The organism is Nocardioides aurantiacus (assembly GCF_003752505.1).
GTDB lineage: Bacteria > Actinomycetota > Actinomycetes > Propionibacteriales > Nocardioidaceae > Marmoricola > Marmoricola aurantiacus.
The window spans coordinates 1,729,951-1,751,692 of record NZ_RKHO01000001.1; the positions used below are offsets into that span (position 1 = coordinate 1,729,951).

17 protein-coding genes are annotated in these 21,742 nt (G+C 74.3%); 6 read left to right on the forward strand and 11 right to left on the reverse strand.

Annotated elements, in window-relative coordinates; translation table 11 throughout:
• Nucleotides 1-186 precede the first annotated feature (186 nt).
• A complete protein-coding gene (locus EDD33_RS08280; protein ID WP_246003433.1) occupies nucleotides 187-1,380 on the forward strand; it encodes an SPL family radical SAM protein in 1,194 nt (397 codons plus the stop codon).
• 31 nt (nucleotides 1,381-1,411) lie between these two features.
• Here EDD33_RS08280 and EDD33_RS08285 read toward each other — a convergent pair whose 3' ends face one another.
• From EDD33_RS08285 to chvE, 5 genes are all read right to left on the reverse strand, one after another.
• A complete protein-coding gene (locus EDD33_RS08285; RefSeq protein WP_148076962.1) occupies nucleotides 1,412-3,214 on the reverse strand; it encodes a hypothetical protein in 1,803 nt (600 codons plus the stop codon).
• Between the two features lie 49 nt (nucleotides 3,215-3,263).
• Nucleotides 3,264-4,376 carry a LacI family DNA-binding transcriptional regulator gene (locus EDD33_RS08290; RefSeq protein WP_211332469.1) on the reverse strand — a complete coding sequence of 371 codons (1,113 nt, stop codon included), beginning with the start codon at nucleotides 4,374-4,376 and terminating at the stop codon, nucleotides 3,264-3,266.
• A complete protein-coding gene (mmsB, locus tag EDD33_RS08295; RefSeq protein WP_123389990.1) occupies nucleotides 4,373-5,647 on the reverse strand; it encodes a multiple monosaccharide ABC transporter permease in 1,275 nt (424 codons plus the stop codon). The genes EDD33_RS08290 and mmsB overlap by 4 nt, the downstream gene beginning before the upstream one ends.
• Nucleotides 5,644-7,230 (reverse strand): multiple monosaccharide ABC transporter ATP-binding protein, encoded by a 1,587-nt coding sequence (gene mmsA / locus EDD33_RS08300; RefSeq protein ID WP_123389991.1) that lies wholly within the window; start codon nucleotides 7,228-7,230, stop codon nucleotides 5,644-5,646. The genes mmsB and mmsA overlap by 4 nt, the downstream gene beginning before the upstream one ends.
• 64 nt (nucleotides 7,231-7,294) lie before the next feature.
• Entirely contained in the window at nucleotides 7,295-8,368 is a 1,074-nt protein-coding gene (gene chvE, locus EDD33_RS08305; protein WP_123389998.1) for a multiple monosaccharide ABC transporter substrate-binding protein, read from the reverse strand.
• Between the two features lie 322 nt (nucleotides 8,369-8,690).
• Between chvE and EDD33_RS08310 the strand changes: the two genes are divergently transcribed.
• Both EDD33_RS08310 and EDD33_RS08315 read left to right on the forward strand, forming a co-directional pair.
• Nucleotides 8,691-10,163: an MFS transporter gene (locus tag EDD33_RS08310; protein WP_123390000.1), complete on the forward strand. Its 1,473-nt coding sequence runs from the start codon at nucleotides 8,691-8,693 to the stop codon at nucleotides 10,161-10,163.
• A gap of 27 nt (nucleotides 10,164-10,190) precedes the next feature.
• Complete coding sequence (locus EDD33_RS08315) at nucleotides 10,191-10,745, forward strand: universal stress protein (RefSeq protein WP_123390002.1); 555 nt, start codon at nucleotides 10,191-10,193, stop codon at nucleotides 10,743-10,745.
• Between the two features lie 5 nt (nucleotides 10,746-10,750).
• Here the strand turns inward: EDD33_RS08315 and recQ are convergent, their stop codons facing one another.
• Nucleotides 10,751-12,595 carry a DNA helicase RecQ gene (recQ, locus tag EDD33_RS08320; RefSeq protein WP_123390004.1) on the reverse strand — a complete coding sequence of 615 codons (1,845 nt, stop codon included), beginning with the start codon at nucleotides 12,593-12,595 and terminating at the stop codon, nucleotides 10,751-10,753.
• Nucleotides 12,596-12,648: 53 nt separating this feature from the next.
• On the opposite strand from recQ, the gene EDD33_RS08325 reads away from it, so the two are divergent.
• Entirely contained in the window at nucleotides 12,649-13,872 is a 1,224-nt protein-coding gene (locus EDD33_RS08325; protein ID WP_123390006.1) for an FAD-binding domain-containing protein, read from the forward strand.
• Nucleotides 13,873-13,896: 24 nt separating this feature from the next.
• Here the strand turns inward: EDD33_RS08325 and EDD33_RS08330 are convergent, their stop codons facing one another.
• A complete protein-coding gene (locus EDD33_RS08330; protein WP_123390008.1) occupies nucleotides 13,897-15,459 on the reverse strand; it encodes an FAD-binding oxidoreductase in 1,563 nt (520 codons plus the stop codon).
• 17 nt (nucleotides 15,460-15,476) lie between these two features.
• Between EDD33_RS08330 and EDD33_RS08335 the strand changes: the two genes are divergently transcribed.
• Nucleotides 15,477-16,058 (forward strand): TetR/AcrR family transcriptional regulator, encoded by a 582-nt coding sequence (locus EDD33_RS08335; protein WP_123390010.1) that lies wholly within the window; start codon nucleotides 15,477-15,479, stop codon nucleotides 16,056-16,058.
• Nucleotides 16,055-17,623, forward strand: a complete 1,569-nt coding sequence (locus EDD33_RS08340; RefSeq protein WP_123390012.1) for a glycerol-3-phosphate dehydrogenase/oxidase — start codon at nucleotides 16,055-16,057, stop codon at nucleotides 17,621-17,623. The genes EDD33_RS08335 and EDD33_RS08340 overlap by 4 nt, the downstream gene beginning before the upstream one ends.
• Here the strand turns inward: EDD33_RS08340 and EDD33_RS20285 are convergent.
• The 4 genes from EDD33_RS20285 to EDD33_RS08365 form a co-directional block, all read right to left on the reverse strand.
• Nucleotides 17,584-18,525 (reverse strand): helix-turn-helix domain-containing protein, encoded by a 942-nt coding sequence (locus EDD33_RS20285; protein ID WP_211332470.1) that lies wholly within the window; start codon nucleotides 18,523-18,525, stop codon nucleotides 17,584-17,586. The genes EDD33_RS08340 and EDD33_RS20285 overlap by 40 nt on opposite strands.
• The gene (locus EDD33_RS08355) at nucleotides 18,522-19,256 is read right to left on the reverse strand and encodes a GAF and ANTAR domain-containing protein (protein WP_123390013.1); all 735 of its coding nucleotides are present in this window, start codon (nucleotides 19,254-19,256) and stop codon (nucleotides 18,522-18,524) included. Before EDD33_RS08355 ends, EDD33_RS20285 begins: the two co-directional genes overlap by 4 nt.
• A 158-nt stretch (nucleotides 19,257-19,414) precedes the next feature.
• Nucleotides 19,415-20,470 (reverse strand): FAD-binding oxidoreductase, encoded by a 1,056-nt coding sequence (locus EDD33_RS08360; protein ID WP_123390015.1) that lies wholly within the window; start codon nucleotides 20,468-20,470, stop codon nucleotides 19,415-19,417.
• Nucleotides 20,467-21,738 (reverse strand): aromatic ring-hydroxylating oxygenase subunit alpha, encoded by a 1,272-nt coding sequence (locus EDD33_RS08365; RefSeq protein ID WP_123390017.1) that lies wholly within the window; start codon nucleotides 21,736-21,738, stop codon nucleotides 20,467-20,469. The genes EDD33_RS08360 and EDD33_RS08365 overlap by 4 nt, the downstream gene beginning before the upstream one ends.
• Between the last annotated feature and the right edge of the window lie 4 nt (nucleotides 21,739-21,742).

Consider the following 21,742-nt stretch of genomic DNA (forward strand, 5'->3'; position numbering starts at 1 on the left):
GCCCCCACCCCGTGTCTCGCAGCGTCGGGCGCTCGCCCCCGCACGAGGAGCCTAGGTGCTGCCTTGCACCCGCGCGGCGTCCCGGGCCCACCACGCCGCGGGTGTGAGACACCCCCTCCCCCAGACCGCCACGAACCGGACACCCGGCTCGCCGACCGGACCCGACCGATCGGGTACGGGCGGGGCGTGAGCCCCACCGAGCAGCCGGACGTCGACCTGGACCGGCCCCTGGCCCCCGACGCCGAGCCCCGGCCCCACAGCGCCAGCGGCGAGGGCACCGCGGAGCGGGACCTCGCCGAGCTCGCTCCGCCCGCCCGGTCGGCCCGCCGCTGGACGCCGAAGCGGGTGGTGGTGACGCCGGCCGCCCTCGACGAGCCGCACGGCCAGCGGATCGTCGCCCGGGTCGAGGCGCTCGGCATCGAGGTCGAGCGGCTCACCGCCAACCGGCTGACCGGGGTCCGGGGCGAGACCGACCGCGAGACCTACGCCCGCGCCAAGTCCACCCTCGCCGTCGTGGTCAGCCCGCCGAGCAAGCGTCGGCTGCAGCCCATCTCCCCCAGCGCCGACTGGCGGGTCGACCTGGCCGAGGGCTGCCCGGCACACTGCCAGTACTGCTACCTCGCCGGCTCGCTGTCCGGCCCGCCGGTCACCCGGGTGTACGCCGACCTCGACGACATCCTGGCCAACCTCACGTCGTACGCCGGGACGGGCGAGGTGACCAGCCGGTCGGCGGCGCGCCGCCACGAGGGCACCACCTTCGAGGCCTCCTGCTACAGCGACCCGCTGGCGCTGGACCACCTGACCGGCAGCTGGCAGCGGGCGGTGGAGCACTTCGGCGCGTGGGACGCCCCGGTGCAGCTGCGGTGGACCACCAAGTTCGCCGACGTCGACCGGTTCGTCGCCCTGGACCACCGCGGCCGGACCCGGGTGCGGTTCAGCGTCAACTGCCTGCCGGTGACCCGCCGCTGGGAGGGCGGGACCAGCACGCTCGAGCAGCGCCTGGACGCCGTGCGCCGGCTCGCGCTGGCGGACTACCCGGTGGGGCTGACCATCGCCCCGATCATGCCGCTGGAGGACTGGCGCGACCACTACGGCGAGCTGCTCGAGCTGGTCGGCCGGGCGGTCGACGACGTGGCCGACCTCGACCTGACCGCCGAGCTGATCACCCACCGGTTCACCGCCGGCAGCAAGGAGGTGCTGACCGGGTGGTACCCCCGCACCACCCTGGAGATGGACGAGGCGCGCCGCTCGGTCAAGCGCGGCAAGTTCGGCACCACCAAGCACGTCTACCCGCGCGAGGTGATGGCCGAGCTCCGGGGGTGGTTCACCACCGCGCTCGCCGAACGGGTGCCGGCCTGCCGCGTCCTGTACTGGACCTGACCCCCGGGGCCCGGTCCCGGGACCCGACGGGTCAGCGGGTGCCGCGGACCGAGAAGCGCTTCACCCCGCCCACGACCCGGTCGGCGTCGGCCCGGGCCGTGCGCGCCCGGCGCGCCGCCCCGCGAGCGTCGAACTGCAGCGAGGCGACCACCTCGTCGTTGGCGGGCGCGGTGGTCAGGCTCCGCAGGAGCGCGGGGAAGGTCGCCGCCGAGGGGGCCGGGCCGTCCTCGTCGAAGAACTCCTCCTCGTCCTCGAAGAACTCCTCCGAGCCGTAGAGGTCCGACCCCCCGCCGCGGACGACCAGGACGCCGGTGCGGCCGGCGGTGCGGGTCGGCACGGTCACGCTGGTGCGGACCACGCGCGGCTCGCCCTCCCGCGAGGTGAGGGTGACGCGCAGCCGCAGGGTGCTGCCCTGCCTGAGGCCCTTGCCGCGGCTGGGCAGGGCGACCCACGACGTGCCGCGGCGGTACTGCACCGTGGCGACCCGGTAGGTCTCGTAGGTGTCCTCCACCGTGGTCGCGGCGTCGACGCCGGTGATCCGGACGACCTCGCCGGGGTTGTCCTGCAGCGCGAGCAGGTCCATGGCCAGGGCGGAGGCGGTGGTGGCGGAGATGTCGGCCGGGTCGGCGTAGCGGTTGGACCGGGTGTAGGTGAACGGCGACCCGTCCTTGCGGGTGCCCCTGACCGTCCACCGCGTGGACGCCTGCCCCCCGCCGACGCGGTCGAGCACGCGGTCCTGGGCGGCGACGGTGTTGCTGAACGCCAGCTCGGGGATGAGCGAGCCGACGGTGACGTGGGTGAGCGCCGTGCGCGCGTCGGCCCCCTGGGTGGCGGTGGTCCGCACGTCGTAGCGCGTGGGGAGCCCGCCGGCCCGCCCGCGGATGCCGGCCAGCCGGTCGCGGTCCACGGTGCCGACCGGCGCCCCGAGGTTGGCGACCTTGAACCCGCCGAAGACCGAGTCGTCCTGGATGTGGGTCGCGGTGGCTCCGTGCATGCTGAGCGTGCTGGCCCCGGTGAAGTTCATCGGGTGGCCGAAGCCCACCACCTCGCCGTCGCACACGGCGGTGGCGGTGCCGACGGCGGCCGCGGTCAGGGTGCCGTGGGCCATCGACGCGGCCAGGTTGCCGCCCGCCGTGACCGGGACCTGCTCCCCCGACGGCGCTCCGGCCGAGGTGTCCGCGAGGTGCACGCCCTGGCTGTTCAGGGCCGGTGCGAGGCTGCGGACCCGCTCGGCGCCGAGGCCCGAGAGACCGACGGGCACGCGCATCCGACGCATCGCGGTGGCGCCGGTGGCGGCCCCCGCCCGGGCGACCGAGCGCTGCAGGGAGGTGGTGAGCGGCGCGACGGTGCGCGGCGCCGAGGTCGCGGACCGCGACGGGGAGAACAGGCGGTACATCTCCTCGGCCGGGGTGACGCCGGCGACGGTCGACGGTCCGGTGCCCAGGCTGTAGGCGACGGCGCCGATGAGGCGGCCGTCGGCGGCGTACACCGGCGAGCCGGACATGCCGCTCCAGATGCCGGCGCGGTCCACGGCCGCGGAGTGCAGGTCGACCAGGACCATGTCGACGTCGGACGTGATGCCGTCCTCGAGGACGCCGAGCACGGTGCCGGCGAAGGCCTCGGGCGCGGTGCCGCTGGTGACCGTGCGCCCGGTGACGGCGTCGCCCCTGGTCAGCCCGGCGACGGGGAACGCGGCCGGGCACTCCTCCGGTGCCGCGACCGGATCGGCCTGCGCCGCGGGGCCGGAGAGTCCCACCCCGGCCAGCGCGGCGGACGCCGCGGCGCCCAGCGCCACCCACCTGGTCCACGTCCTGCGGTCCGGCGTCGTGGTCATGGGTCCCCCCGAGATGCGTGCCGGGCCCCGTGGTCCGGCGGTCTCGCGATCATCGATCAGGCACGGGCTCCGCGCACGCACCGACGGCGACGACGTGGCGGTGGACCAGTCCACCTGCCGACGGTGGCGGGGGCGCGGTGCTGCGGCGTACGACGACCTCGGGCGCCATCGCGGGGAGCCGGGCCATCGGGCTGCCCTCGACCTCGCTGCGCAGCGCGGCCACGACCCGGCGCCCGACCTCGTCGAAGTCGTGGCGCACGGTGGTGAGCGGCGGCACGAGGTACGCCGCCTCCGGGACGTCGTCGAACCCGACGACGCTGAGGTCCTCGGGCACCCGCCGACCACGCTCGCCGGCCGCACGGAGCACCCCGACGGCCATCTGGTCGTTGGCGACCACGACCGCGGTGGTCGCCGGATCGGCCAGCAGCCGGCGACCGGCGTGGAAGCCGCTGGCGGCGGTCCAGTCCCCCGCCTCCACCGGACCGGGGCCGAGCCCCCGCGCGTCGAGGGCCCCGGCCCACCCGTCGCGGCGCTGCCGGGCCTGGGTCGCCTCCAGCGGCCCGCTCACGTGGCCGACCACGACGTGGCCGAGGTCGAGCAGGTGCTCGGTGGCCCGACGAGACGCCAGCACCTGGTCGAGGCCGAGCCCGGGACGCCCCAGCGGCATCGCGCCGGCCACGACGACCACGGGCACCCCGGGCCGCTGCGCGAGGACGACCTCGGCCGTCGGGTCGTCGGCGGCCACCACCACGATGCCGTCCACGCCGCTGCTGAGCAGGTCGTCGAACGAGGCGGCGAGGAGGGCGGGCGTGATCGCGGGGAGGCTGCGGGTGAGCGTCTGGTAGCCCGCCTCGGCGACGCGCAGCTCCAGCGACTGCCGCACCCCCGCCGGTCCCCACAGCCCGGTGATGAGCGAGACGATCCCCACCGACCGCGACCGGTTGGTGGCCAGCCGGCGGGCGGCGAAGTTGGGGCGGTAGCCCAGCCGCCCGATCGCGTCCCGGACCCGGGTGCGGGTCTGCGCGCTGACGTGCGGGTGGTCGTTGACCACGCGGGAGACCGTCTGGTCCGAGACGCCGGCGGCCCGGGCGACGTCGGCCAGGGTGACCTCGCGCGGGCGCCGGGCGCCGGCGTTCCCGGGCGGGACGCCGGCCCGGCTCACGGCGTGCGCGCGGCCGACCCGCCCACCCGCTGCTTCTCCAGCTCCTCGGTCAGCTCGTCGGGGGGCGGCGGGGCGACGGAGGTGTCCTCGGCGCCGGCGCCGCCGCCGACCGAGGTGCGCTTCTTGTTCCACACGTCGAAGGCGACGGCGGCGAGCAGCACCAGCCCCTTGACCGCCTGCTGCCAGTCGATCGAGACGCCCATCAGCGACATGCCGTTGTTGAGCACGCCCATCACGAAGCCGCCGATGATCGCGCCGGCGACCGTCCCGACGCCGCCGGTGACCGCGGCGCCTCCGATGAAGGCGGCGGCGATCGCGTCGAGCTCGAAGTTGACGCCCGCCTTGGGGTTGGCGGCGGTCAGCCGGGCCGCGAACACCATGCCCGCGAGCGCCGCGAGCATGCCCATGTTGGTCATCACCAGGAAGTCGATGCGCTTGGTCCGCACACCCGACATCGTGGCCGCGTCGACGTTGCCGCCCACGGCGTAGACGTGGCGCCCGATGATCGTGCGCTGCATCACGAAGCCGTAGACCCCGATCAGCACCACCAGGATCAGGCCGACGACCGGGAGGCCGCGGTACTGCGCGAGCACGTAGCAGAGCCCGACGACCACGACCGCGATGGCGACCAGCTTGGCCAGGAACAGCGCCGGGGGCAGCACCTCGAGCTTGTAGTGCACCGCCGAGCGGCGCTTGCGCACCTCGAGCACGACCAGCCAGGCGGTCAGCAGCACGCCCAGGACGAGGGTGAGGTTGTGCAGGCCGGTGTCGGGGCCGACCTCGGGCAGGAAGCCGTTGCCCATCCGCTCGAAGCCCTGCGGCAGCCCGCCGACGGTCGCGCCCTGGAGCACGACCAGCGTCAGGCCGCGGAACAGCAGCATGCTGGCCAGCGTCACGATGAAGGCCGGGATCCCGACGTACGCCACCCAGAAGCCGTGCCAGGCACCGATGAGCGCTCCGACGCCGAGGCAGAGCACCACGGCGAGGAACCACGGCACGTCGTAGCGGGTCATCATGATCGCCGCCAGCGCGCCGACGAAGGCCGCCACCGACCCGACCGAGAGGTCGATGTGGCGGGCCACGATCACGAGCACCATGCCGATCGCGAGGATCAGGATGTAGGAGTTCTGGGTGATCAGGTTGGTCACGTTGAGCGGGCGCAGCAGCACGCCGTCGGTGGTGAACCAGAACAGCGTGACGATCGAGACCAGCGCGATGACCATGCCGTACTGGCGCAGGTTGCCGCGCAGGATGCGGGTGAGCGAGCTCATGGGGCTACTTCCTTCGAGGGCTCGCCCGGGCCGGTGCCCGTCGGAGCCAGGGTGGTGCCGGTCATGTGGCGCATGACCTGCTCGGCGTCGTACTCACCGGTGGGGCCGCGGCGCACCTCGCCGGTGAGGCGGCCCTCGGCGAGGGTGTAGATCCGGTCGCACAGCCCGAACAGCTCGGGCAGCTCCGAGGAGATGACCAGGACGGCCCGGCCCTGTGCGGCCAACGCGTGGATGACGGTGTAGATCTCGTACTTCGCCCCGACGTCGATGCCACGGGTGGGCTCGTCGAGGATCAGCACCTGCGGGTCGGTGTGCATCCACTTGCCCAGCACGACCTTCTGCTGGTTGCCGCCCGAGAGCGTCGCGACGCCCTGGTCGACCGAGGACGCCTTGATGTTCAGGGTGCGGCGGTAGTGCTCGGCGACCTCCACCTCCTTGCCCTCGTCCACCGTCAGCCCGCGGCGCAGGCTGCCGAGCGAGGCCGAGACCACGGAGCGCTTGATGTCGTCGAGCAGGTTGAGCCCGAGGCCCTTGCGGTCCTCGCTGACGTAGGCGATGCCGGCCGAGATCGCGTCCGGGACCGAGCGCAGCTCCAGCTCCTCGCCGTCCAGGAGCAGGGTGCCGGTGGTGCTGCTGCCGTAGGAGCGGCCGAAGACGCTGCGGGCCAGCTCGGTGCGACCCGAGCCCATCAGCCCAGCGATGCCCACGATCTCGCCCCGGCGCACGGTGAGGTCGGCGCCGCGGATCACGGCGCGGCTGCGGTCGAGCGGGTGGGCGACCGTCCAGTCGCGCAGCTCCAGGCGCACCTCCCCGACGTCGGGGGTGCGGTCGGGGAAGCGGTGGTCGAGGTCGCGCCCGACCATGCCGCGGATGATCCGGTCCTCGTCGACGCTGTCCTCGGCGACGCCCAGCGTCTCGATGGAGCGGCCGTCGCGGATGATCGTGATGTCGTCGGCCACGGCTGCGATCTCGCCCAGCTTGTGGCTGATCATGATGCAGGTGACGCCCTTGGACTGCAGGTCGCGCAGCAGGTCGAGCAGGTGCGCGGCGTCGTCGTCGTTGAGGGCGGCCGTCGGCTCGTCGAGGATGAGCAGGCGGACCCGCTTGGAGAGCGCCTTGGCGATCTCCACCAGCTGCTGCTTGCCGACGCCGAGGTGCTTGACCTGGGTCAGGGGGTTCTCCACCAGGCCGACCCGGGCGAGCAGCTCGACGGCCTCGCTGTGGGCGCGGTCCCAGGAGATGATCCCCCGGCGGCTGGTCTCGTTGCCGAGGAAGATGTTCTCGGCGATGGAGAGCTCGGGGATGAGGGCGAGCTCCTGGTGGATGATCACCACGCCCGCGGCCTCGGAGTCGCGGATGCCCTTGAAGGCCACCTCCTCGCCGTCGAGCAGGATGGTGCCGTCGTAGCTGCCGTGGGGGTAGACCCCGCTCAGCACCTTCATCAGCGTCGACTTGCCGGCGCCGTTCTCGCCGCAGATGGCGTGCACGGTGCCCCGCCCGACGCGCAGGTCGACGCGGTCGAGCGCCTTGACGCCGGGGAACTGCTTGGTGATGCCGCGCATCTCCAGGATCGGTGCGTCCATCCCGGGTCCTCTCCGGTCGGTGGGGCCGGTGGCCGGTCACAGGAGTGACCGGCCACCGGCGGGGTCACTTCAGCTCGTCGGCGGTGTAGTAGCCGGAGTCGACCAGCACCTTCGTCACGTCGTCCTTGGTGACGGGCTGGGGCTCGAGCAGGTAGGACGGGACGACCTTGTTGCCGTTGTCGTAGGTCTCGTCGTCGTTGGTCTCCGGCTCGTCGCCGGACTGGATCGACTTGACCATGTCCACGGTGACCTTCGCGAGCTCGCGGGTGTCCTTGAAGATCGTGGAGTACTGCTCGTCGGCCACGATGGACTTGACCGAGGCCAGCTCGGCGTCCTGGCCGGTCACCACGGGCAGCGGCTTGTCGCCCGAGCCGTAGCCGTTGGCCTTGAGCGCGGCGATGATGCCGAGCGAGAGGCCGTCGTACGGCGAGAGGACGCCCTGGACGTCCTTCTGCGTGTAGCTGCGGGTGAGGATGTCCTCCATGCGCTTCTGGGCGGTGGCGGGGTCCCAGCGCAGCGTGGCGGCCTGCTCGAAGTCGGTCTGGCCCGAGACGACCACCAGGTCGCCCGCGTCGATGGCCGGCTGCAGCTTGGACATCGCGCCCTTCCAGAAGAAGGTCGCGTTGTTGTCGTCGGGCGAGCCGGCGAACAGCTCGACGTTGTAGGGGCCCTTGCCGGACGCCTCGAGCCCCGCGAGCAGCGACTCGGCCTGCAGCACGCCGACCTGCTCGTTGTCGAAGGTCGTGTAGTAGTCGACGGCGTCGGTGTCGCGGATCAGCCGGTCGTAGGAGATGACGGGGATGTCGGAGTCGGCCGCGGTCTGCAGCACGTCGCCGAGGGCGGTGCCGTCGATCGCCGCGACGATGAGCACCTCGCTGCCCTTGGTCACCATGTTCTCGACCTGGGAGACCTGGGTGGGGATGTCGTCCTCGGCGTACTGCAGGTCGACCTGGTAGCCCGCGTCCTCGAGCTGCTTCTTGATGTTGTTGCCGTCCGCGATCCAGCGCTCGGAGGACTTGGTCGGCATGGCGACACCGACGGTGCCCTTGTCGCCGTCGCCGCTGCCACCGCCGCTCCCGCAGGCGGCGAGGGTGAGGCTGAGGGCGGCGACGGCCATCGTCGCGACTGTCTTGCGCATGGGTTCTCCTGATCGGGTGAGGGCACGACGCCGCGTCGGGCCGTGGGGTGGTGGCGCGTCCGACGGGCGGCTGATCAGGCCGCACCGTCGGCGCCGGTGCTCGCGCGGACACCACGGCCCGCGGGGTGGTGGGGCCGTCGGAGCGGTGTGATAGCGCTAACACGAGAGAGTGTGTTAGCGCTCACATCCGAAGTCAAGCACCCCCGTCGCGAAAAGTGGCGCGTCCTCTCCGCGATAGTTGTTTGTGACCACGGTCACCCGGGTAAGGAGGCGTCGTCACGCCCGGCCCGGGGCGCGATCCCCCGTGAGAGAGAACCTGCCCATGTCCAGTCACACGACCGCGCCCGAGCGGCCGATCAAGAGCCTGATCCCCTCCCGCATGCACGACATGCCGTGGTCGCGGTTCCACTGGATGGTCGTCTTCGGTCTGGGCACCGCCTGGATCCTCGACGGGCTCGAGGTGCAGATCGTGGCCGCCGGCGGCTTCGAGAAGTCGCTCAGCATGAGCGCGGCCGACGTCGGCCTCGCCGGCACGGTCTACCTCCTCGGCGAGGTGGTCGGCGCGCTGGTCTTCGGCCGGATGACCGACACCCTGGGCCGCAAGAAGATGTTCACGCTGACCCTCGCGGTCTACCTCGTCGGTGCCGCCCTGGCCGGTCTCGCCCCGACCATGGAGCTGTTCCTGGTCTGCCGCTTCATCTCCGGCATGGGCATCGGCGGCGAGTACTCCGCGGTCAACTCCGCGATCGACGAGCTGATCCCCGGCAAGCACCGCGGCCGGGTCGACCTCGCGATCAACGGCACCTACTGGCTCGGCGCGGCCCTGGGGGCGCTCGCCAGCTCGATCCTGCTGGACACCGATCGGTTCGCGGAGAACCTCGGCTGGCGGATCGCCTTCTTCATCGGCCCGGTCCTGGGTCTGGCGATCATCTACCTGCGGCGCCACATCCCCGAGAGCCCGCGCTGGATGCTGACGCACGGTCGCGCCGAGGAGGCGGAGCAGATCGTCTCCGGCATCGAGCAGTCGGTGCGCGACGGCGGCCGGGAGCTCCCCCACCACGACGACTCCGAGGCCCGCTGGATCAAGGCCGGCAAGGGGCTCACGGGCAAGCAGCTGAGCTACGTGTTCTTCAAGCTTTACCCCACCCGCACCGTGCTCGGGCTGTCGCTGATGATCACGCAGAGCTTCCTCTACAACGCCATCTTCTTCACCTACGCGCTGGTGCTGAAGAACTTCTACGACCTGAGCGCCTCGCAGGCCGCGCTGTTCTTCTTCCCCTTCGCGATCGGCAACCTGCTCGGTCCGCTCCTGCTGGGCCCGCTGTTCGACACCGTGGGCAGGCGCAAGATGATCGGCGGCTGCTACGCCGGCAGCGGCATCGTGCTGGGCATCTCGGCCTTCCTCTTCCAGGCCGACGCCCTCACCGCGGTCACCCACACGGCGTTCTGGTGCGTCGCGTTCTTCTTCGCCTCCGCCGGGGCCTCGGCCGGCTACCTCACCGTCTCCGAGACCTTCCCGCAGGAGGTGCGCGGCCAGGCAATCTCCTACTTCTTCTGCATCGCCCAGCTCTTCGGCGCCCTGGGCCCCGTCCTGTACGGCGCCCTGATCGGTGACGGCACCGACCGCACGCCGATGTTCTGGGGCTACCTGCTCGCGACCGGCGTGATGCTCTTCGGTGCGCTGGTCGCCGCCGTGTGGGGCGTCGACGCCGAGGGCAAGTCACTGGAGGAGATCGCGCCGCCCCTCACCGAGTTCGACGAGGACGGCAACCAGAAGACCCTCCTCCCGGTCTGAGCCACCACCCACCTACAGGAGCACGACATGGACGAGCAGCAGCAGCCCTACACCGTCGTCGTCGGCGTCAGCGCGACGTCGAAGTCACCCACGGCGCTGGTGTGGGCCCGGGCCCAGGCCGAGGCCAACGACGGGCGGCTCGTCGCCGTCCGCGTCTACCAGCCCACCCACGTCCCGGGCGCTCCGTCCGGCACCGCGTCGCGGATCCCCCACGACCCGGCCGCACTGCACGCCCAGCAGCAGACGGCGCTGGAGCGCGACGTCGCCGAGGTGCTCGGGGCCGACCACACGGCCGAGCTCCGGGTGGTGCGGGGCGGCAAGCGCCGCGGCCTCCTGGAGCAGGCGCAGGACGCGGACCTGCTGGTCATCGACGCCCCACGGACCGCGTCGATGTCGCCGTTGCTGGCGCACCGGATCGTGTACGCCGCCTCCTGCCCCGTCGTGGTGATGCCCCCGTCGATCTCGGGGGCGCCCGAGTCGGCGCTGTCGCGCTCGGCCAAGGCCGTCGGCCGCGCCGCCCTCCGCTCGGCCGGCACGAGCGGCCGGCCGGGCTACCGCCCTCCGGCGGGCCCGATCGACTAGGGACCTCAGCCGGCCAGCACCTCGAGCAGGGCGTCGCCCCACTTCTCCAGCTTGCCGGCGCCGATGCCGGAGATGCCGCCCAGCGCCGCCTTGTCGGCGGGCACCTCCGCGGCGACCTGGCGCAGCGTGGCGTCGTGGAAGACGACGTACGCCGGGAGCCCGGCCTCCTTGGCCGTGACCGCCCGCCAGCCGCGCAGCCGCTCGAAGCGGGCCTCGCCCGCGGCGTCGAGCGGGGTGGCGTCAGCCGCCGCGCGACTGCCGCCACCGGAGCGTCGGCGGGTCGCCCGGGGCGCCTCGGTGCGCAGCGGCACCTGCCGGCCGGCGCGGAGCACCTCGTCGGAGCCCGGCGTCAGCTCCAGCGTGCCGTAGCCGTCGGCGGAGACGGCCAGCAACCGCCGGGCGAGCAGCTGTCGCACCACGCCCCGCCAGCCGGCGGCGTCGAGCTCGGTGCCGATGCCGAAGACGGTGAGGTCGGTGTGGCCGAGCTGGGTCACGCGCGGCGTGGCGTTGCCCAGCAGGATGTCGACGACGTGGCCCGCGCCGTAGCGCTGGCCGCGCTGGTGCAGCCGCACCACGGCCGAGAGCACCTTCTGCGCGGCGACCGTGCCGTCCCAGGTCTGCGGCGGGGTGGTGCAGGTGTCGCAGTTGCCGCACGGGCCCGACTCCTGCCCGAAGTAGGCCAGCAGCTGGACGCGGCGGCACTCCACGGTCTCGCACAGCGCGAGCATCGCGTCGAGGTTCTGGCCCAGGCGCCGGCGGTGGGCGGCGTCGCCCTCGGAGGTGTCGATCATGCGCCGCTGCTGGACGACGTCGGCCAGCCCGTAGGCCAGCCACGCGGTGGCCGAAGCGCCGTCGCGGCCCGCCCGGCCGGTCTCCTGGTAGTAGCCCTCGACGGACTTGGGCAGGTCGAGGTGGGCCACGAACCGCACGTCGGGCTTGTCGATGCCCATGCCGAACGCGATGGTCGCGGTCATCACGAGGCCGGGCTCGCGCAGGAAGCGCGCCTGGTGCTCGGCGCGGACCGAGGCGTCGAGCCCCGCGTGGTAGGGCAGCGCGGTGATGCCGTTCTTGACCAGGAAGGCGGCAGTCTCCTCCACCGACCTGCGCGAGAGGCAGTAGACGATGCCGGCGTCGCCCGCGTGCTCGGTGCGCAGCAGCTCGAGCAGCTGGGCGCGCGGGTTGTCCTTGGGCACGATGCGGTACTCGATGTTGGGGCGGTCGAAGCCGGCCACGAAGGTCCGCGCCGCGCCCAGGTGCAGCCGCTCGACGATGTCGGCGGCCGTCGCCTGCGTCGCCGTCGCGGTCAGCGCGATCCGCGGGACGCCGGGCCACCGGTCGCCGAGCACGGCGAGCTGGAGGTAGTCGGGCCGGAAGTCGTGGCCCCACGAGGAGACGCAGTGCGCCTCGTCGATGGCGAAGAGCGCGATCTCGCCGCGGTCGAGCAGCTGGAGCGTCGAGGGCACCGAGAGCCGCTCGGGGGCGAGGTAGAGCAGGTCGAGCTCGCCGCCGACGTAGGCCGCCTCGACCCGGCGCCGCTCCTCGAGGTCCTGCGTGGAGTTGAGGTAGGCCGCCCGGACGCCGAGCGCGGCGAGGGCGTCGACCTGGTCCTGCATCAGCGCGATCAGCGGCGAGACCACCACGCCGGTGCCGGGACGGACCAGCGCCGGCACCTGGTAGCACAGCGACTTGCCGCCGCCGGTCGGCATCAGCACCAGGGCGTCTCCCCCGGCCACCACGGTGTCGATGACGGCCGCCTGCTCCCCGCGGAACTCGGGGTAGCCGAAGACGGTGCGCAGCGTCTCCAGCGGGCTGGTCGGGGCCGCAGCCGTCACGTCGCGCACGGGAGCCATCCTGCCCGACGCCACCGACCACCCCGTCGCGACCCGGCTGGCAGTCTGGGCGGGTGCCCTCCCTGCCCCCGCTGCCGGACGTCGACGACACCGGGGCGGTGGTGGCCTGGGTCTCCGAGCACCTCGGCGACCTGGCCCTGGAGGGACCCGACGGGATCCGTCCCGGCGGCCACCGGGGTGGCCAGGCCGCGGCCGACCTCGCGCTCGCGACCCTCGACGTGGCCGGCTACGCCCGGTCGCGGTCCACGGTGCTGCCCGAGTCGCGCCGCGGGGCGACCCGGCTCTCGCCGTACGTCCGGCACGGGCTGCTGAGCCTGCCCGAGGTCTGGGGCGCCGTGGGCGACGCCCCGTCCTCGGACCGTCGCCGCTACCGCGACGAGCTGATGTGGCAGGAGTTCGCGCGCCACCTCTACGCCGGCACCGGCGCGGCGCTGGCCGAGCCGCTGCGCTACCACCCGCCCCACCCGGCGAGCCCGCCCGCGTGGGAGGAGCAGATGGCCTGCACGTCGTGGCTGCGCGAGGAGCTCGAGGGCCAGGGCTGGCTGGTCAACCAGACCCGGATGTGGTGGGCCTCCCACTGGACCGTCCGGCACGGTCGCGACTGGCGCGAGGGCGAGGACGACTTCTTCCGCCACCTGCTCGACGGGTCGCGCGCCGCCAACCGGCTCGGCTGGCAGTGGACCGTCGGCTCCGGCACCGGCAAGCCCTACGGCTTCAGCCGGTGGCAGGTGGAGAAGCGCGCGCCGCAGCTGTGCCGCTCCTGCCCGCTGCGCGACGCCTGCCCGGTCCAGGGCTGGCCCGACGCCGAGCGCGGGCCGCGCGTCGAGGGCGCAGCGGCAGGCACCGCCGAGGGCCCCGGGGCCGGCCCCGACGCACCGTCCCGCTCCGGCGACCCGGCGGCGGTCTGGCTCACCGCGGAGTCGCTGGGCGACGCAGATCCGGCGCTGGCCGCGCACCCCGACCTCCCCGTCGTCTTCGTGTACGACGAGCCGCTGCTGCGCTCGCTGCGCCTGTCCGGCAAGCGCCTGGTGTTCCTGGCCGAGTGCCTCGCCGACCTGGCCGAGCGCCGCGAGGTCGACGTGCGCCGGGGGCGGGTGGGCGAGGAGCTGGCCGGCACCGCCGTCGCCGCGACCTTCGCCCCGGTGCCGGGCTTCACCCGTCGCTCGGCCGCGGTCGAGGTCGCCGACCTCCACCCGTGGCCGTGGCTGGTCCGTCCGGCCGGGCAGCGGCTCACCTCCTACAGCGCCTGGCGCAAGGGCGTGTCCCTCCGGGCGTGAGACGGATCAGCCGCCGGGTGGACCTCAGGGCACCATCACACCCGGGTTGAGGACGCCGGTGGGGTCGAGGGCCGCCTTGACCGCGCGCAGCACCGTCACGCCGACCGGGCCGACCTCGCGGGCCAGCCAGGGGCGGTGGTCGGTGCCCACGGCGTGGTGGTGGGTGATGGTGCCGCCCGCGGCGAGGACGGCGTCGCTGGCCGCAGCCTTGGCGGCGAGCCACCGACCCAGCGGGTCCTCGCCCTGCCGCGCCGCGACGGTGAAGTAGAGCGAGCACCCGGTCTCGTAGACGTGGGAGACGTGGCACAGCACGAGCGTCCCCTCACCCAGGCCGTCCTGGAGCGCCTCGGTCACCGCGTCGCGGAGCCGGTCGACCCCGCTCCAGAACGTCGCCGTCTCGAGGGTCTCGACCAGGACGCCGGCATCGAGCATCGAGTCCCGGAGGTAGGGCGCCGCGAAGCGCCCCTCGCGCCAGTGCCGGCCGCGCTTCTCGCCCAGCGGCGACCCACCCGCCGCGGCCAGCGCCTCGGCGACCTCGGCCCGCCGTCGCTCCACCGCGTCGCCCTCGTGGCCGACCACCATCAGGCACCCCGACACCCCCTCGCCGCCCACGTCGGACTGGCTGGCGAGGTTGAGCGCGGTCTCGGTCTCGTCGGAGAGCCGGACGATCGTCGGCAGCAGCTGGTGCTGCGCCAGGTGCCGCACCGCCTCCCGGCCGGCGGCGAAGGACTCGAACCGCCAGGCCTCGTGGACCTGCTCGGCCGGACGCGCACGGACCCGGACCGTGACCTCGGTGATCACGCCGAACGCCCCCTCCGAGCCCAGCAGCAGCTGCCGCAGGTCGGGGCCGGCCGCGCTGGCGGGGGCGGCCCCCGCGACGATCTCCCCGACCGGTGTGGCGGCCCGCAGACCCACCACCATCTGGTCGAAGCGTCCGAAGCCCGCGCTGTTCTGGCCGCTGCTGCGCGTCGCGGCGAAGCCACCGATGCTCGCGTGCTCGAAGGACTGCGGGAAGTGGCCGAGGGTGAGGCCGTGCTCGGCCAGCGCCGCCTCGGCCTCGGGGCCGCGCATCCCCGGCTGCAGGGTGGCGGTCATCGAGACCGGGTCGACCGCGAGCAGGCCGTCCAGCCGCGCGAGGTCGAGGCTGACCACGCCGGCGTACCCCTCACGGGTGGCGACGAGACCGCCGGTGACGGACGTGCCGCCACCGAACGGGACCACCGCGACGTGGTGCTCGCGCGCCCAGGCGAGCACCGCGACGACCTCGTCGTGGGACCCGGGGCGCACCACGGCGTCGGGGGCGTCGGACAGGTCGCCGGCGCGGGCGCGCAGCAGGTCGGGCGTCGACTTCCCCCGGGTCCGCGACCGGCGGGTGCCCTCGTCGGTGTGCACGTGGGCGGTCCCGACGGCTCCGGCCAGGGACGCCAGCAGCTCCTCCGCCAGGCCCGGCCCGGGCAGCACCACCCGGTCGACGGCCGGGGTCGGCACGGCCCCGAAGGCGGCGTCGACCAGGGCCTGGGTGGCCTCGGACAGGGGGCCGGCGAGGCGGGGGTCGCCCCAGCGCTGCGGGTGCATCTCTCGGGTCATGCGTTACATTGTGACACATGTCGTCTGTCAGTAACATCGACCGCGTGCTCGACGCCGCCCGCGAGGTCATCCTGACCGTCGGTCTGCGCCGCGCCACCCTGACCGACGTCGCCCGCCGGGCCGGGGTCTCGCGGATGACGGTCTACCGCGCCTTCCCCGACATGCAGGCGATCCTCGCCGAGCTGATGACCCGCGAGTGGGTCGCCGAGATCGACCCGGCGTCCGACGCCGTCGAGGCCGGCGGCGAGGGACCCGCGGACGTGCTCGCCCGCCGCTTCGCCGCCGCCGTCCGGGCGCTGCGCGAGAACCCGCTGTTCCGCCGCATCGTCGACGTCGACCCCGACCAGCTGCTCCCCTACCTGGTCGACCGTCGCGGCCGCTCCCAGGACCTGGTGCTCGACCTGGTGGCCGCGCGCATCTCCTCGGCCCAGGCCACCGGTGAGGTCCGGGACGGCGACCCGACGCTGCTGGCCCGGTCCCTGGTGCTCGCCGCGCACGGCTTCGCACTGTCGGCGCGCACCATGACCACCGACGGCGTGGCCGCGGCCGACCTCGACGCCGAGCTGGTGCAGCTCGTGCGTCGCTACCTCGCACCGTGACCGGCCCCGGCGCGCGTGGGCCCGCCCGGGTCCGGCCCGGACTGGCAGGCGCCCCCGACCGGGTCGACCTGCTCGTGGTCGGCCTCGGCGTGACCGGGGCCGGGGTCGCCCTCGACGCCGCGACGCGGGGGCTCACGGTCCTGGCGGTGGACGCCCACGACCTGGCCTTCGGCACCTCGCGCTGGTCGAGCAAGCTCGTCCACGGGGGGCTGCGCTACCTCGCGCACGGGCAGCTCGGCGTCGCCCGCGAGAGCGCCGTCGAGCGCGGGGTCCTGATGGAGACCACCGCGCCCCACCTCACCCGCTCCCTGCCGATGCTGCTGCCCCTGACCGGTGGGGTGTCGAGGCGGCAGGCCACGCTGGCGGCCGCCGGGCTCCGGGCCGGGGACGCCCTCCGGGCCGTCGCCGGCACGAGCGCGACGACCCTGCCCCGCACCCGCCGCGTCACGCGTGACCGGGCGCTGGACCTCGCCCCGGCGCTGCGGCGCTCAGGCCTGCGCGGCGCACTGCTGGGGTGGGACGGGCAGCTGGAGGACGACGCCCGGCTCGTCACCTGCCTCGCCCGCACCGCCGTCGCCCACGGCGCGGTCGTCCGGACCCGGGCCCGGGTGGTGTCGGCGACCGGCACCGGGGCGGTGCTGCGCGACGAGCGGAACGGCGAGGTCCACCGGGTGAGCGCCCGCGCCGTCGTGAACGCCACCGGCGTCTGGGCGGGTTCGGTGAGCCCGGAGGTCCGGCTCAAGCCCTCCCGCGGCACGCACCTGGTGCTGCGCTCCGCCACCCTGCCCGGCCTCGCCTCGGCCCTCACCGTGCCCGTGCCGGGCACGACCAGCCGCTTCGTGCTCGTCCTGCCCCAGCCCGACGGCACCGTCCACGTCGGGCTCACCGACGAGGAGACCGACGGCCCGCTCCCCGACGTGCCCGAGCCCAGCGAGGGCGAGGTCGACTTCCTGCTCGACGTGGTGAGCACCGTCCTGGAGGTGCCGGTGGGCCGCGCCGACGTCGTGGGGGCGTACGCCGGCCTGCGACCGCTGCTCGACGCCGACGGCGCCACCGCCGACCTGTCGCGCCGGCACGCGGTGCTGACCTCACCCACGGGCGTCGTGACCGTGGTGGGCGGCAAGCTCACCACCTACCGGCGGATGGCCGAGGACGCCGTGGACGCCGTGGGACTCGCCACCGCGCCGTGCCGCACCCGGACCCTCCCCCTGCTCGGGGCCGCGTCACGGGCAGACCTGGCGCGGCTCGACGCCCCGCCCCGGCTCGTGCGCCGCTTCGGCACCGAGGCCGCGTTTGTCCTCGCCGACGCCGTCGAGGTCACCGGTCTCGGGGAGGCCGAGCTGCTCGCCCCGGGACCCCAGGCGGTGACGCTGGCCGAGCTCGTCTTCGGGGTCACCCACGAGGGCGCGGCCGACGTCGACGACCTGCTGGACCGGCGTACGCGCGTGGGGCTGGTGCCCGAGGACCGGGCCCGCGCGCTGCCGATGGCCCAGCGGGCGCTCCTGCTCGCGCGCCGCGAGCAGGGTCAGGCCCCGCCCACCGGGGATCCCGGCCCGACCTCGTGAGGGGCGCGGCTGTCGCGTGGGGTCGGGCACGGACGCTCGGCGTGCAGCGCCGCGGCCGCCTCGCGCGCGGCCAGGGCCACACCCGCAGCGCGTGACTCGGTGCCCCGCCTGGTGCGGTCGGCGGCGGCGTTCGCGGTGACGAGCAGCTCGCGGGCCGCGCGGGCGCCCTCGTCGGCGTAGACCACCTCGGCGGCCGCCGTCGTGCGCGCCGTGCGGGCCGCGGTGTCGGCCACCGCGGCCGCCACCACCACGGCGGCGCGGGCCACGTCGCGGGTCGTCCGCTCGGCCGCGCTCCGCGCCTGGGCGGCCAGGACCCCCAGCCGCTCCCCGTCGGGGTCCTCGCCCGCGGCGACCCGGGCGTCGAGGGCCGCCCCCGCCGCAGCCGCGACCTGCGAGGCGGCGACGTCGGCCCGGACCCGGACCCGGGTGGCGGTGCGCAGCGCGTCTCGCGCGACGGTCCGGGCCGCCGCCTCGGCGGCGAACGCCCGGGCAGCGGCAGCCCGCTCGGCCGCCGCGGCGGCCCGCTCGGCGGCGTCCCGGGCCTCGGCGCGGAGCAGCTCCACGGCGAGGGCGGCGCCGCGGGCCTCCACCTCGAGGGCGACGGCCACGGCCTCGGCGACGACGGCCGCGGCCAGCGACTCGGTCGACGGCCACCAGGCCGTGGTGTCGGCGGGGTCCTGGCGGGCGTGGTCCTGGCGGGCGGGGTCCGGGCGCTCGTAGGCGCCGGAGCGGATCGCCATGACGTCGGAGCTGCGGAACCGGTGGTGCCCACCCGGCGTGCGGACGGAGGCGAGCCTGCCGGCCCTGACCCAACGGGCGACGGTCTTGCGGTCGACGTGGAGCAGGGCCGCCGCGGCACCCGGCGTCAGCAGCTCCGGGCCGAGCCGATCCCGATCCGTCATGACGGGCTCCCTCCACGTCCGGATTGCTCCACGCGGGGTCGCGTCGTCCGGGCCCGACGGTCGACCTCGCCGACCAGGTCGGTGGCGACCGCACGGACCTTGGTGTTGCCGTGCGACGACGTCCGCCACAGGAACGCCTCGGCCGCCTGCTCGGGGAGGTCATATCGCTCCATCAGGATGCCGATCGCCTGCCCGATCAGCTGCCGGCTGGCCACGGCCTGGTTGAGCGACTCGACCTGGCGCGCCGTGCCCAGGGCCAGCGACGCGTGGGTGGCGAAGAAGGCCGCCACGGCCACGTCCTCGACGCTGATGTCGTCGCTGGTGGTGGAGTAGAGGTTCAGGCCACCGATGGTGCCGTGGTCGTCGAGGTGGAGCCGCACCCCCAGCTGCGAGCGCAGCCCGAGCGCCAGCGCCCCGGGCAGGTAGCGGGGCCAGCGCTCGTCGCCCGCGATGCGCGGCGCGGGGACGACGTCGTCGCCGTCCATGCTCGCCACGCACGGCCCCTCGTGGAGGGAGTACTGCAGGTCGTCGAGCTCGAGCACCAGGGCACTCGTCGAGGCGCGCGTGACGATCCGTCCGTCCCTCTCCACGGTCGAGACCCCGATGTGGTCGAAGGTGGGGAGCGCCTCGACGGCGCTGCGCACGATCACCTCGAGGGTGTCGTCGACCGTGGCGGGACGGTGCATCTGCTGGGCGGCGTGCGCGATGGAGCGCGCCATGGTGGTGTCCACGAGGGACCCCGTCTCTGAACGTCGTGCCTCACGAAGGGGCGGGGACACAGAGAGGCGTTCGCGGACGAGGCCCTGCGATCCGTCCCGAGGGACCCGGATCGGGAACCGTCGGTACTCCTGGTCACCCTACGCGCACCCGGCTGCGGGACCCGACGACCTCAGGCGTCGAGCACGACGTCCTCGCAGGGGGTCGAGCAGCACAGCAGGGTCTTGCCCTGGGCGACCTCACGCGGGCGGATGCCGCCCTGGTGCTCCATCTCGACGCGTCCGGACAGGACCTGGGTCGTGCAGGTCCCGCAGACGCCCTCCTGGCACGACGACGGCAGCGTGATCCCGGCGGCGGCGGCCGCCGAGAGCAGCGGGGTGCCCTCGCCGCAGCGGAAGGACCGACCGCTGCGGCGCAGCTCCACGGCGTACGTCGTCCCGGTGGAGGTCCCGGCGACCGGCGCCGGCGCGTCCGCGAACGAGAACGACTCCTCGTGGCACCGCGCCGGGTCGGCCCCGGCCTCGGCCAGCAGGTCGCGCACGGCCGCCATGTAGGGCGCCGGTCCGCACGTGAGGACCTCGCGCTCGGCGAGGTCGGGGGCCGCGGCGCGCAGCTGCTCCAGGCAGACGCGCCCGCGCGGACCGGTCCACGTCTCGTCCGCGGCGTCGGTCTCGCACACGACCACCACCCGGACCCCGGGGTGCTCGGCCTCGATGGTGCGCAGCTCCTCGCGGAAGACGATGTCGGCCGGCGTCCGCGCGTGGTGCACCAGGACGACGTCGACGTCCGCTCGGTCGGCGTGGACGGTGCGCAGCATCGACATGAGCGGCGTGATGCCGCTGCCCGCGGTGAGGAAGAGGTAGCGCGCGGCGGGGTGGTGGGTGGTGCTGAACCGCCCCAGCGGCCCGTCGGCGAGCACGCTGTCACCCACCCGCAGGTGGTCGTGGAGCCAGTTCGACACCGGACCGCCCGGCACCCGCTTGACGGTGATCGTCAGCTCCTCGGCGCGCCGCGGCGAGGAGGAGATGGTGTAGCAGCGGCTGAGCGGCTCCCCGGCGACCGGCACGGTCAGCGTGAGGTGCTGCCCCGGCTCGAAGTCGTACGCCGCGGGCACGGCGGGCCGGAGCACGAAGCTGCGCACGTCGTGGGTGACGTCGACGACGCACGTGCACAGCAGGGGCCCCGCGGTGCCGGACCCGGTCTCGGGACGGCTGATGGTGGCGGTCATCGGGCCAGGTGCTCCTTCGTGCGATCGAGGTACCAGCTGGTGAAGGCGTCGACCTGGTACTCGCTGGCGGCGTACGGGCCGGGGAGGTAGGCCGGGCTGCTGACGCCCTGCTGGGCGCGGGCACAGAAGGCGCTGTCCTGCTCGTTGGTCTCGCGCCACACGTGGGTGAGGTGCTCGACGTCGTAGTCGACGCCCTCCTCGGCGTCCTCGTGCACCAGCCAGGTGGTGCGCACCAGCGTCCGGTCGGCCGAGATCGGCAGCACGCTGAACGTCACGGCGTGGTCGGCGAGGAAGTGGAACCACGCGTTGGGCTGGGTGTGCAGCGAGAGCCGGCCGAGCCGCGGGCTGTCGAGGTCGCCGAGCAGGCGCCTGCTCGCCGAGCGGCCGTCGAGGGTGTAGGACTCGCCGGCGCCGTCGAGCGCCTCGCGCTGCACCCGGAAGGCCGAGACCCGGTCCTGGAGGTCCTCCACCGCGCGGTAGGGCATCCCCCGCTCCTCGCAGGCCCGCTCCAGCTCGGCCTCGGCGCGCAGGTAGCGCTCGTGGGCGGGTCGCAGCCGCGCGGGGATCGCGTCCTCGGCGTACCCGTAGGTGGGGAAGAAGGTGCAGATCAGCTCGGGGTGGCCGCCCTCGCAGTGGTAGCACTCGCGGTTGTTCTCCATCACCAGCTTCCAGTTGGCCTCCTCGACCAGGTCGACCTGGGCGGCGACCTTGGTGCGGTGCAGCTGGTGCGGCAGGAGGTACGGCGCGACGACGGCGGCCACCTCGTCGAAGTCGGTCGGCGGCTCCGGAGCCAGGCAGACGAACACCAGTCCGGCGACCACCCGCAGGTGCACCGACCGCAGCCCGAAGCAGCTCTTGTCGAAGCCGGCCGGCTGGTCGCCCGCGTGCAGCAACGAGCCGTCGGAGGCGTAGGTCCAGCGGTGGTAGCCGCAGACGATGTTGCCGACCGAGCCGGCGCGCTCGTCGAGGATGCGGGCGCCGCGGTGCCGGCAGACGTTGTGGAAGGCCCGCACGACCTCGTCGTCGTCGCGGACCACGATCACCGACCAGCTGCCCACCTCGACGGTGAGGAAGTCGCCCGGCTCGCGCAGCTCGGCCTCGGTGGCGACGAAGAGCCAGGTGTGGGCCAGGACGCCCGCGACGTCGGCGTCGAAGACGGCGGGGCTGGTGTAGAAGGGCGAGGCCAGCGGCCGGCCGGGCTCGCGCGCGGCCACGAGGGCGGCCAGGTCGAGCCGGTCGGCCCCGGTGGCCGGGACGGTGGTGGTCATCGGG

Excerpts from the sequence above, each read along its gene's own strand:
- EDD33_RS08285 (WP_148076962.1), bottom strand. The coding sequence starts at position 3,214 with ATGACCACGACGCCGGACCGCAGGACGTGGACCAGGTGGGTGGCGCTG.
- mmsB (WP_123389990.1), bottom strand. The coding sequence starts at position 5,647 with ATGAGCTCGCTCACCCGCATCCTGCGCGGCAACCTGCGCCAGTACGGC.
- mmsA (WP_123389991.1), bottom strand. The coding sequence starts at position 7,230 with ATGGACGCACCGATCCTGGAGATGCGCGGCATCACCAAGCAGTTCCCC.
- chvE (WP_123389998.1), bottom strand. The coding sequence starts at position 8,368 with ATGCGCAAGACAGTCGCGACGATGGCCGTCGCCGCCCTCAGCCTCACC.
- EDD33_RS08310 (WP_123390000.1), top strand. The coding sequence starts at position 8,691 with ATGTCCAGTCACACGACCGCGCCCGAGCGGCCGATCAAGAGCCTGATC.
- EDD33_RS08315 (WP_123390002.1), top strand. The coding sequence starts at position 10,191 with ATGGACGAGCAGCAGCAGCCCTACACCGTCGTCGTCGGCGTCAGCGCG.
- recQ (WP_123390004.1), bottom strand. The coding sequence starts at position 12,595 with ATGGCTCCCGTGCGCGACGTGACGGCTGCGGCCCCGACCAGCCCGCTG.
- EDD33_RS08330 (WP_123390008.1), bottom strand. The coding sequence starts at position 15,459 with ATGACCCGAGAGATGCACCCGCAGCGCTGGGGCGACCCCCGCCTCGCC.
- EDD33_RS08335 (WP_123390010.1), top strand. The coding sequence starts at position 15,477 with ATGTCGTCTGTCAGTAACATCGACCGCGTGCTCGACGCCGCCCGCGAG.
- EDD33_RS20285 (WP_211332470.1), bottom strand. The coding sequence starts at position 18,525 with ATGACGGATCGGGATCGGCTCGGCCCGGAGCTGCTGACGCCGGGTGCC.
- EDD33_RS08360 (WP_123390015.1), bottom strand. The coding sequence starts at position 20,470 with ATGACCGCCACCATCAGCCGTCCCGAGACCGGGTCCGGCACCGCGGGG.
- EDD33_RS08365 (WP_123390017.1), bottom strand. The coding sequence starts at position 21,738 with ATGACCACCACCGTCCCGGCCACCGGGGCCGACCGGCTCGACCTGGCC.